Raw genomic sequence first — 11005 nt, 5'->3', positions numbered from 1 at the left:
GAAGTGGGGCGAATTATAGACAGATATAAATCGCCGTCAACAGTTAATTTCAGGTTTATTCGGATTTAAGCGTAATACGCGCAAATGCCTTCTTGCCGGCCTGGCAAACGTGAGTCGAGCCCAGCTCGTATATAAAGGTGCGATCGACAACCTCACCATCTATACGCACACCACCCGAACCCAAGAGGTCGCGTGCCACTGCGGAATTCTTCACCAAGCCAGCCTTATTAAGGACAGCAGCGATCGGCATTGCTTCGGCAGCAGTCAATTCAATCTCAGGCAGATCATCCGGCAACTCGCCATCTTTCATACGGTTACCCGCGGCACGGTGAGCGCTGGCCGCAGCCTCTTCACCATGGAAGCGCGCAACGATCTCTTCCGCCAGCTTGATCTTCACATCCCGCGGATTCGCACCCGCCTCTACATCGGCACGCAACGCATTGATCTCATCCATCGAACGGAAGCTCAGCAGCTCAAAGTAACGCCACATCAGCGCATCCGGAATCGATACCAGCTTGCCGTACATCACGCCCGGTGCTTCCTGGATACCTACATAGTTACCCAAGGACTTGGACATCTTCTTGACGCCATCCAAGCCTTCCAGCAACGGCATAGTCAGAATGCACTGAGCCTCTTGCCCATATGCACGCTGCAGCTCACGTCCCATCAGCAGGTTGAACTTCTGATCGGTACCGCCCAACTCGACATCGGCACGCAACGCCACCGAGTCATACCCCTGAACCAGCGGATACAGGAACTCATGGATAGCGATAGGCTGATTGGTGGAGTAGCGCTTGTCGAAGTCATCGCGCTCGAGCATGCGGGCAACGGTGTATTGGGACGTCAGACGAATAAAGTCCGCCGGGCCCATTTGATCCATCCAGGTGGAGTTGAATGCCACCTCGGTCTTGGCCGGATCAAGAATCTTGAAGACTTGGGTCTTGTAGGTCTCGGCATTATCGAGAACCTGCTCACGGGTCAGCGGCGGACGCGTAGCGCTCTTGCCGCTCGGATCACCGATCATCCCGGTGAAGTCACCTATAAGGAAGATCACCTGATGCCCCAGCTCCTGGAACTGACGCAGCTTATTAATAAGCACCGTGTGCCCAAGGTGCAGATCCGGCGCCGTCGGATCAAAGCCGGCCTTAATACGCAGGGGTTGGCCACGCTTGAGCTTTTCGATCAGCTCAGCTTCGACCAACAGTTCTTCCGCACCACGTTTGATCAGCGCTAGCTGCTCTTCAACCGACTTCATAACAGACCCGCAAGGCTCAGATTCAAAAGGGAACCAACCATACAAGATCAGGGACTAATTACAAGTTTTGCCCTGCGCACGGACACCGTTCAGCAAGCCTGGCATTCGCAAGCTTGCACCACAGATGATTTGGTTATATTTTATACAGTTATTTCATGTTCATCATGTCATTCATCTTTTCCAATTCATCTTTTCAAAGTCAAAATTACTTATGACCACAGAACCGTCTAAAGCGCCGCCGCTTTACCCGAAGACCCACCTGCTCGCCGCAAGTGGTATCGCCGCCCTTCTGAGCCTGGCACTCCTGGTATTTCCTTCCAGCGACGTAGAAGCCAAACGAACGACCCTAAGCCTTGACCTTGAAAGTCCGGTTGAGCAACTGACACAAGATCAAGACGCTTCCGACGCACTACAAGCCACAAATGGCGCAGCAGAATCGCCGTTTGCGCAGATCGAAAACAGTGCCGAAGACACCAAAGAGACCGCACAGGCTCAGCCTGCGGTAGAAGCCCCCAAGAACCCGCTCCACCGGGAAGTCATTGTTGCCAAGGGCGACACCCTTTCGACCCTGTTCGAAAAGGTCGGCCTCCCCGCGGCGACAGTTAACGATGTGATGGCAAGCGACAAGCAGGCCAAGCAGTTCACGCAACTCAAGCATGGCCAGAAGCTTGAGTTCGAATTCACCCCCGACGGGCAGCTGAACAACCTGCACAGCAACGTCAGCGACCTGGAAAGCATCACGCTGACCAAAGGCGCCAAAGGCTTTGCCTTCAATCGCGTCACCACCAAGCCGGTCATGCGCTCTGCCTATGCACACGGCGTGATCAACAGCTCGCTGTCACAATCCGCCGCACGCGCCGGGCTGTCCCATAGCATGACGATGGACATGGCCAGCGTATTTGGCTACGACATCGACTTCGCTCAGGACATTCGCCAAGGTGACGAATTCGACGTGATCTACGAGCAAAAGGTCGCCAACGGCAAGGTCGTCGGCACCGGCAATATCCTTTCTGCGCGATTCACCAACCGTGGCAAGACCTACACCGCCGTGCGCTACACCAACAAACAAGGCAACAGCAGCTACTACACCGCCGATGGCAACAGCATGCGCAAAGCCTTCATCCGCACCCCGGTTGACTTCGCCCGTATTAGCTCGCGTTTCTCGATGGGTCGCAAGCATCCAATTCTGAACAAAATTCGCGCTCACAAAGGCGTCGATTACGCCGCCCCACGTGGCACGCCAATCAAGGCTGCCGGTGATGGCAAAGTATTGCTGGCCGGCCGCCGCGGTGGTTACGGGAACACCGTGATCATCCAGCACGGCGCCACCTACCGCACGCTGTATGGCCACATGCAAGGTTTTGCCAAGGGCGTACAGACTGGCAGTAATGTCAAACAAGGCCAGGTGATCGGCTATATCGGCACCACCGGCCTGTCCACCGGTCCGCACCTGCACTATGAGTTCCAGGTCAATGGCGTGCACGTCGACCCACTGGGCCAGAAGCTGCCAATGGCCGATCCAATTGCCAAAGCCGAGCGCGCGCGCTTCGTGCAGCAGAGCCAGCCACTGATGGCCCGCATGGACCAGGAGCGCACTACCCTCCTGGCCTCGGCGAAACGCTAAGCCATGTCGCTCTATATAGGTGTGATGTCCGGGACCAGCCTTGATGGCCTGGACATTGCGCTGATCGAGCAGGACCCGGCGATCAGGCTGATCGCCACCCACTATATCCCCATGCCGGAATCCCTGCGTTCTGAGCTGCTTGGCCTTTGCGCCAGCGGCCAGGACGAGATCGCCCGCTCGGCGATCGCCCAGCACAACTGGGTGACACTCGCCGCCCAGGGCATTCATACCCTGCTCGGTCAACAGAACCTCAAGCCCCGGGACATTCGAGCAATTGGCAGCCATGGGCAAACCATTCGCCACGAACCTGCACGGGGCTTTACCGTACAGATTGGCAACCCGGCGCTGCTCACCGAGTTGACCGGAATCACCGTCGTCAGTGATTTCCGCAGCCGCGACGTCGCCGCGGGTGGCCAAGGCGCCCCGCTGGTCCCCGCCTTTCATGAGGCACTGTTTGGCGAACGTGCGGGAAACCGGGCCGTGCTGAACGTCGGCGGGTTCAGCAACCTCAGCCTGATCGAGACCGGCAAACCAGTGGCTGGATTTGATTGTGGCCCAGGCAATGTCCTGCTCGACGCCTGGATTCACCAGCAACGCGGTGAGAACTTTGACCGTGATGGCCAATGGGCTGCCAGCGGTAACGTTGAACAGTCGCTGCTCAAGGCCTTACTCAGCGACCCGTTCTTCATGACCAAAGGGCCGAAAAGCACCGGCCGTGAAGTCTTCAACCTCGGGTGGCTGGAGCATCACCTGGGGCGGTTACCGCCATTCGTAGCTCAAGATGTGCAAGCCACGCTGCTGGAGTTGACCGCCCAGACCATCGTCGAATCCCTGCAAACCGCCCAACCACAGACCGAAACCCTGCTGGTCTGCGGCGGTGGCGCCCACAACGCGACCTTGATGAACCGCCTGAGCGCCCTGCTGCCCGCCACCCAAGTGAGCAGTACTGCCGCCTACGGCGTAGACCCCGACTGGGTCGAAGCCATGGCCTTCGCCTGGCTGGCCCATTGCTGCCTGGAAGGTATCGCCGCCAACCGCCCCAGCGTCACCGGCGCCCGCGGCCTTCGCGTACTCGGCGCAATCTACCCCGCCTGACCCCCACACAGCAAAACGCCGCTTGGCCCTATCAAGGCCAAGCGGCGTTTTTTCATCCGCTGCCGATCAGATCGAGAACGAAGAACCGCAACCACAGGTGGTGGTGGCATTCGGGTTCTTGATCACGAAGCGCGAACCTTCCAGACCTTCCTGATAATCCACCTCGGCTCCTGCCAGGTACTGGAAGCTCATCGGATCCACAACCAGGCTTACGCCCTCGCGCTCAACGATGGTGTCGTCATCGGCCACGTCTTCATCGAAGGTGAAACCGTACTGAAATCCTGAACAACCGCCGCCCGTAACAAATACGCGCAGCTTCAAGCGATCATTACCCTCTTCATCGACCAGGCTCTTCACCTTGTGCGCAGCACCGTGGGTGAATTGCAAAGCCGTGGGGGTGAAGGATTCAACGCTCATGCTGATAATCTCCCGGCGTAGCGCCGCCATATGCGTGATGGCGGGCATTATCCGCTTCTCCTAGAAAAGCGGTCAACTATTGTTACGGTATATCAATCAGCGCAGCGGCCATTAAAAACACGAAAGGCCCGGTCAACGGGCCTTTGCGCAACAGCAGAAAACTTACGGCAGCATGCCTGCGTGGGACAGACCCAGCTTTTCATCCAGGCCAAACAGGATGTTCATGTTCTGCACGGCCTGGCCCGAAGCGCCCTTGACCAGGTTATCGATCACCGACAACACCACCACCAGGTCACCATCCTGTGGACGGTGTACTGCGATACGGCATACGTTGGCACCGCGCACGCTACGAGTTTCCGGATGGCTGCCCGCCGGCATCACATCGACGAACGGCTCATTGGCATAACGCTTTTCAAACAGCGCCTGCAGATCCACCGAACGATCCGCAACGGTTGCATACAGCGTGGAGTGAATCCCGCGGATCATCGGCGTAAGGTGCGGCACAAACGTCAGGCCGACATCTTTACCGGCTGCGCGACGCAGCCCCTGGCGAATTTCCGGCAAGTGACGATGGCCTTTGACCGCGTAGGCTTTCATGCTTTCCGACGTCTCGGAGTAAAGCGAGCCTACTGCAGCACCACGACCCGCACCGCTGACGCCGGACTTGCAGTCAGCAATCAGCCGCGAAGCATCTGCCAAACCGGCTTCCAGCAATGGCAGGAAGCCCAACTGGGTAGCAGTCGGATAGCAGCCCGGCACAGCGATCAGGCGCGCTTGCTTGATTTGCTCACGATTGACCTCAGGCAGGCCGTACACCGCTTCTTCCAACAGCTCCGGCGCGCCGTGGGGCTGGCCGTACCACTTGGCCCACTCTTCGGCGTCCTGCAAGCGGAAGTCTGCCGACAGGTCGATCACTTTGGTGCCGGCTGCCAGCAACTCACCCGCCAGCGCATGGGCAACACCATGGGGCGTGGCGAAGAACACCACATCGCAGGCCCCCAGAGTCTTGATGTCCGGCACGCTGAACGCCAGGCCATCGTAATGGCCTCGCAGGTTGGGGTACATGTCGGCCACGGCCAGGCCGGCCTCGGATCGGGAAGTGATCACCACCACCTCAGCTTGCGGATGCTGAGCCAACAGACGCAGCAATTCGACACCGGTGTAACCCGTGCCGCCGACGATACCGACCTTGACCATAAACCTGCCCTCAACGAACCCACTGGAAAGCCGTCGATAATAGGGTTCGTATCGTCCTGCGACAACCGTCAACGTGACGTGCAGACGCTTGAGCCACTACTATCTTCAGCTACCGTGAACCTGGGAATAACTAAAAATGCTTTATCTATGGGTCAAAGCCTTTCATATCGTCAGCATCGTCTGCTGGTTTGCCGCGCTGTTTTACCTTCCGCGCCTGTTCGTCTACCACGCCCAAAGCGAGGACACGGTCAGCAAGGAACGCTTCAGCGTGATGGAGCGCAAGCTGTACCGAGGGATCATGGGGCCAGCAATGATTGCCAGCCTGGTGTTCGGCGGCTGGTTGATCTACCTCAACCCTGCCATCTTTCAATCCGGCGGGTGGATCCACGCCAAGTTGACCCTGGTAGTACTGTTGATCGGCTACCACCACATGTGCGGCGCACAGGTAAAACGTTTTGCCCGTGGCGAAAACACCCGCAGCCATGTCTTTTATCGCTGGTTCAATGAGGTGCCGGTTCTGATATTGCTGGCTATCGTAATTTTGGTCGTGGTCAAACCGTTCTAATTTCTATTACTCGGGGTACTTCCAATGTCGCTGCCCGCTTCGCTCGAACACAGTCTGCGCTTGCCTCTGGTGGCCGCGCCGATGTTTCTGATTTCCAACCCGCAACTGGTCCTGGCCTGCTGCCGTAACGGGATAGTCGGCAGTTTCCCGGCCCTCAACCAACGGGAAAGCAGCGGTTTCAAGGCGTGGCTGGAAGAGATCGAAGCGGGCCTGGCGCTGCTGGACAACCCGGCGCCCTATGCGGTCAACCTGATTGTGCACAACAGCAACCCGCGTGTGGAAGCTGACCTGGCGATCTGCGTCGAGCACAAGGTGCCGATCGTCATCACCAGCCTGGGCGCGGTGAAAGAATTGGTGGACGCCGTACACAGCTACGGCGGCCTGGTATTCCACGATGTCACCACCCGGCGCCATGCCGAGAAAGCCGCTGAAGCGGGCGTCGACGGCCTGATTGCCGTCGCCGCAGGCGCCGGTGGCCATGCGGGAACCTGGAGCCCGTTTTCGTTGATCGCTGAGATTCGTCAGTTCTTCGACAAGACGCTGCTACTCGCCGGCTGTCTCAACCACGGCCACGAGATCCTGGCCGCGCAACTGCTCGGCGCAGACCTGGCGTATTTCGGCACCCGCTTTATAGGCACCACCGAAAGCCACGCCCCGGATGCGTATAAAGAGATGCTGCTCACATCGCGCGCCGCCGACATCGTGCACACTCCAGCCGTCTCCGGCGTTCCCGCAAGCTTCATGCGTCAGAGCCTGGAAAACGCCGGTTTCGACCTGGCCGCACTGCAAGGCAAGGGCGAAGTCAATTTCGGCTCCAAGCTCAAGCCACTCAACGACGAAGCCAAAGCCTGGAAGACCGTATGGTCGGCCGGCCAGGGTGTCGGTGAGATTGATGATTTGCCCAGCGTCGATGAACTCGTGGCCCGCCTGGATGCCGAATACCGCAAGGCGCTCGAGCACGCGGCACAACTGCCGAAACGCTGGCCACGCTGATCCGCGATCCAAAGCCTGCCGATCGAAGCAGGCTTCCCCTATTCAAGAGACAAGGATGCCCGCATGAGCGACAACCGTTTCAAGATTGTGTTTGATGGCGCATTGCTCCCGGGTGTCGAGAGCACTACCGCGAAACTGAACCTTGCCGAGCTGTTCAAAAGCGAAGTTGAAGCGATCGAAAAGCTCTTCACCGGGCGCCCGGTCGCCCTGAAGCGCGATCTTTCCCGCGCCGACGCCGAAACTTACCTGCAGGCGTTGAAAAACGCCGGGGTCGATGCACGCGTAGAAGAAGAGCAGCCCGTCGCCTTCAGCCTTGCCGAAACCCACGAAACGGGCTCCGGCAGCTCGACCGATTACACAAGCCCCGCCGCTTCGCCTTACGCCCCGCCCCGGGCCGCTGTAGGCGAGAACCTGCCGGAGTTTTCCACCCTTAAGGTATTCACCGTCAACGGACGTATCGGGCGCTTGCGCTTCCTGGCGTGGACACTGGTGTTGAGCGTGGTGATGATGCTCGTGTCGGGCGCGTTCTTTACTGTCGGGCTGGGCATCGCCGCGGTGTCTCCGATGATTGCCATGGTCATTGGCTTCCTGGTCGGGATTGCCTTACTCGTGGCCGCGGTGTGGGTCAGCGTGCAGATCACGGTGCAGCGCCTGCATGACCTGGGCTGGTCCGGCTGGCTGTGGTTCCTGCACCTGGTCCCATTCGTAGGCAGCATTTTCCCGATTCTGTTGATGGTTCTGCCGGGCAATACAGGGGCCAACCAGTATGGCGCGCCACCACCGCGCAACTCTACCGCGGTAAAAATCCTGTCTGCCCTGTGGCTGGCCTTCATTCCGCTGATCTTTGCCGGCGCAGTGTTAGTAGGCATGAGCGGGTACCTGGATCAACTGGAAAGCGACGTAGGCGCCAGCTACGAAAGCAGCTCCATCAATGCCGATGACGACAGCGACCAAGCCACCACCGTCGATGAAGTCGATGTGCAAAGTGCTGACGACACAGCCGAACCTGTAGACTCTACGCAACAGTGAAAAACGCCCGACGCCTGTGACGCCTCTGTCACAGGCCCGGTAGCGTTGCGATGGAGAAACGCATGACCCGTTACGCTCTGATCACCGGTGCCTCCAGCGGCATCGGCCTGGCCTTGGCCGAAGCACTGGCCCGTCGCGGCCGCAGCTTGATTCTGGTGGCCCGCCAGCGTGATCAGTTGGAAAGCATTGCAATCGAATTGACTCAGCGCTTTGGCGTCGAGGTGCTGTTCCGCGCCTGCGACCTGGGCGAGCCATTGCGGCTGTCCGGGTTTCTGCTGGAGCTGGAAGAAGGCGAACGGCAGATCGACCTGCTGGTCAACTGCGCCGGCATCGGCACCAGCGGCCCGTTCCTGGCACAGGACTGGATGACCGAGCAGGACCTGATGGAAGTCAACATCCTGGCCCTGACCCGCATGTGCCACGCCCTCGGCAACGCCATGGCGCTGCACGGTGGCGGACAGATTCTCAATGTCGCATCGGTTGCCGCCTTCCAGCCGGGGCCGTGGATGAGCACCTACTACGCCAGCAAGGCCTACGTGCTGCATTTCTCCGAAGGTTTGCGCGAAGAGCTGAAAACCTGCGGTATCAAGGTTTCCGTGCTCTGCCCCGGCCCGACCCGCACCGCGTTCTACGGCACTGCACAAATGGACACCGCCAAGCTCGACCGCAGCCAACAGCTGATGAGCCCGGAAGAGGTCGCGCTCTATGCCGTACGCGCCCTGGACAAGAACAAAGCCATCATCATTCCCGGTCGGCGTAATCGCTGGCTGGCCTTCAGCCCGCGGCTGAGCCCGCGCTGGCTGACGCGCAAGATCGCCGGCGCCATCAACAAGGCCTATTGCCCGCGCTGATCGCCTGCGTACACTCACCCTGCACTTTCACAATGGAGAAACAGCTGTGGATACTCTGTTCACCAAGATCATCAACAGAGAAATACCCGCGAGGATCATCTACGAAGATGACCAGGTCCTGGCCTTCCACGACATCGCGCCAATGGCACCCGTGCATTTCCTGGTGATCCCGAAAAAGCCGATCCGTACCCTTAACGACCTCACCGAGGAAGACAAGGCACTGGCCGGGCATATCCTGTTCACCGCCCAGCGCCTGGCCGTTGAGCAAGGCTGCGAAAAGGGCTTCCGTGTGGTGATGAACTGCAACGAAGACGGCGGGCAGACCGTGTATCACATCCACATGCATGTGCTGGGTCAGCGCCAGATGAACTGGCCGCCGGGCTGAGCACTACCTGTGGCGAGGGAGCTTGCTCCCGCTGGGCCGCATAGCGGCCGCATAAAAACCGGGAGCGCTGCGCACTCCAGCGGGAGCAAGCTCCCTCGCCACACAAGCAATTTGACCCAGCGCAAACGCTTCCCCCTCTCTTGCGGTAAACTGGCCGCCGAGACTCTTCCCGGAGGTCAGCATGACTACCCAACGTCACTACTCGCCGATTGATCGCCTGTTGCTGCAAGCCGATACGGCCATGCGCACGCTGTTGCCTTTCAGTGGCCAGCCGCACCGCCCGTCGCCCGCCATCGTGCAGCCTGACGTGCAGATGAGCGAGACCGACACCCGCCACGTCGCCGGCCTGATGCGCATTAACCATACCGGCGAAGTGTGTGCCCAGGCGCTGTACCAGGGCCAGGCCCTGACCGCCAAGCTGCCGCAAGTGCGCGCCGCGATGGAGCATGCTGCTGAAGAAGAAATCGATCACCTGGCCTGGTGCGAACAACGCATTCGCCAACTGAACAGCCATCCCAGCGTATTGAACCCACTGTTTTACGGTTTATCGTTTGGGATTGGTGCGGTGGCGGGGCTGATCAGCGACAAAGTCAGCCTCGGCTTTGTGGCCGCCACCGAGCATCAGGTGTGCAAACACCTCAATGAACACCTTGAACAACTGCCGGTCGAGGACGAAAAGTCCCGGGCGATTCTTGAGCAGATGCGCATCGATGAAGAACATCACGCCGAAAGCGCGCTGGACGCGGGCGGTTTCCGCTTCCCGGCACCGGTGAAATTTGGCATGAGCCTGCTGGCCAAGGTCATGACCAAGAGCACTTACCGCATCTGAGCCAACTCCTGTAGGAGCGAGCTTGCTCGCGAAAAACGCAAGAGCACCGCATTCATTCAGGATGCCAGCGTTATCGTTAACGCCCATCGCGAGCAAGCTTGCTCCTACAAAAAACAACAAAGGGCGCTTTTTGAGCGCCCTTTCTTTTTGCCTGTCAATCAACGATCAGCCCAACTCAATGATCTCGTAATCATGAGTAATGGCAACGCCCGCCGCGCCCAGCATGATCGAGGCCGAACAATACTTCTCCGCCGACAACTCGATGGCCCGTTTGACCTGGGCTTCTTTCAACGCCCGGCCCTTAACGACGAAGTGCATGTGGATCTTGGTGAACACCTTCGGGTCTTCAGTCGCACGCTCGGCTTCCAGGAACGCTTCGCAGCTTTCCACCGCCTGGCGGGACTTCTTCAGGATGCTGACCACATCGAAATTGCTGCAACCGCCTACACCGAGCAGGAGCATTTCCATCGGGCGTACGCCCAGGTTACGGCCACCGGCCTCCGGCGGACCATCCATGACCACCACGTGGCCACTGCCCGACTCACCGAGGAACATGGCTTCGCCCGCCCATTGGATGCGTGCCTTCATCGCCCAGACTCCACTGCTAAAAAAGGGTCGCCAGCTTAGCACAGGGCTTTGGGCCGGCAGCGTTTCCCATGAAAGCGATCAACAGCAGTGTTTGCTGGGTAAATTCCCTAATGGAGTCAGAATGTGTCTGTTAAGCTGGCGCCAAATCAATGGCGCATTGCCATCCACGGATGATGT

At 58.9% G+C, this 11005-nt stretch carries 12 protein-coding genes; 8 read left to right on the top strand and 4 right to left on the bottom strand.

Going from position 1 to position 11005, the window contains the following annotated elements; genetic code table 11:
- Positions 1-55 precede the first annotated feature (55 nt).
- Positions 56-1255, bottom strand: a complete 1200-nt coding sequence (gene tyrS, locus HX855_RS15940) for a tyrosine--tRNA ligase (protein ID WP_177088815.1) — start codon at positions 1253-1255, stop codon at positions 56-58.
- A gap of 211 nt (positions 1256-1466) precedes the next feature.
- Between tyrS and HX855_RS15935 the strand changes: the two genes are divergently transcribed.
- On the top strand, positions 1467-2879 hold the full coding sequence (locus HX855_RS15935) for a peptidoglycan DD-metalloendopeptidase family protein (RefSeq protein ID WP_177088893.1): 1413 nt from the start codon (positions 1467-1469) through the stop codon (positions 2877-2879).
- 3 nt (positions 2880-2882) lie between these two features.
- On the top strand, positions 2883-3974 hold the full coding sequence (locus tag HX855_RS15930; protein WP_177088816.1) for an anhydro-N-acetylmuramic acid kinase: 1092 nt from the start codon (positions 2883-2885) through the stop codon (positions 3972-3974).
- 66 nt (positions 3975-4040) lie between these two features.
- Here HX855_RS15930 and erpA read toward each other — a convergent pair whose 3' ends face one another.
- Together erpA and argC are read right to left on the bottom strand one after the other, a co-directional pair.
- Positions 4041-4391, bottom strand: coding sequence for an iron-sulfur cluster insertion protein ErpA (gene erpA, locus HX855_RS15925; protein WP_003176443.1), 351 nt, complete (start codon positions 4389-4391; stop codon positions 4041-4043).
- A gap of 162 nt (positions 4392-4553) precedes the next feature.
- The gene (gene argC / locus HX855_RS15920; protein ID WP_177088817.1) at positions 4554-5588 is read right to left on the bottom strand and encodes an N-acetyl-gamma-glutamyl-phosphate reductase; all 1035 of its coding nucleotides are present in this window, start codon (positions 5586-5588) and stop codon (positions 4554-4556) included.
- Positions 5589-5724: 136 nt separating this feature from the next.
- Between argC and hemJ the strand changes: the two genes are divergently transcribed.
- The 6 genes from hemJ (at position 5725) to coq7 (ending at position 10240) form a co-directional block, all read left to right on the top strand.
- Complete coding sequence (gene hemJ / locus HX855_RS15915; RefSeq protein WP_088423386.1) at positions 5725-6153, top strand: protoporphyrinogen oxidase HemJ; 429 nt, start codon at positions 5725-5727, stop codon at positions 6151-6153.
- 24 nt (positions 6154-6177) lie between these two features.
- Positions 6178-7146: a nitronate monooxygenase family protein gene (locus HX855_RS15910; RefSeq protein ID WP_177088818.1), complete on the top strand. Its 969-nt coding sequence runs from the start codon at positions 6178-6180 to the stop codon at positions 7144-7146.
- A 63-nt stretch (positions 7147-7209) separates the two neighbouring features.
- Complete coding sequence (locus HX855_RS15905) at positions 7210-8175, top strand: DUF805 domain-containing protein (RefSeq protein WP_177088819.1); 966 nt, start codon at positions 7210-7212, stop codon at positions 8173-8175.
- A 62-nt stretch (positions 8176-8237) separates the two neighbouring features.
- A complete protein-coding gene (locus HX855_RS15900; RefSeq protein WP_177088820.1) occupies positions 8238-9026 on the top strand; it encodes an SDR family oxidoreductase in 789 nt (262 codons plus the stop codon).
- Positions 9027-9072: 46 nt separating this feature from the next.
- Positions 9073-9411, top strand: coding sequence for a histidine triad nucleotide-binding protein (locus HX855_RS15895; protein ID WP_010167221.1), 339 nt, complete (start codon positions 9073-9075; stop codon positions 9409-9411).
- Between the two features lie 181 nt (positions 9412-9592).
- Entirely contained in the window at positions 9593-10240 is a 648-nt protein-coding gene (gene coq7 / locus HX855_RS15890; protein WP_177088821.1) for a 2-polyprenyl-3-methyl-6-methoxy-1,4-benzoquinone monooxygenase, read from the top strand.
- Positions 10241-10405: 165 nt separating this feature from the next.
- Here the strand turns inward: coq7 and HX855_RS15885 are convergent, their stop codons facing one another.
- The gene (locus HX855_RS15885) at positions 10406-10828 is read right to left on the bottom strand and encodes an OsmC family protein (RefSeq protein ID WP_005792019.1); all 423 of its coding nucleotides are present in this window, start codon (positions 10826-10828) and stop codon (positions 10406-10408) included.
- Positions 10829-11005 lie beyond the last annotated feature (177 nt).

Source organism: Pseudomonas sp. IPO3778 (assembly GCF_013386825.1).
Taxonomy (GTDB): domain Bacteria; phylum Pseudomonadota; class Gammaproteobacteria; order Pseudomonadales; family Pseudomonadaceae; genus Aquipseudomonas.
The sequence above is the reverse complement of the archived record's forward strand: the minus strand, read 5'-3'. Positions and strand labels throughout refer to the sequence as shown.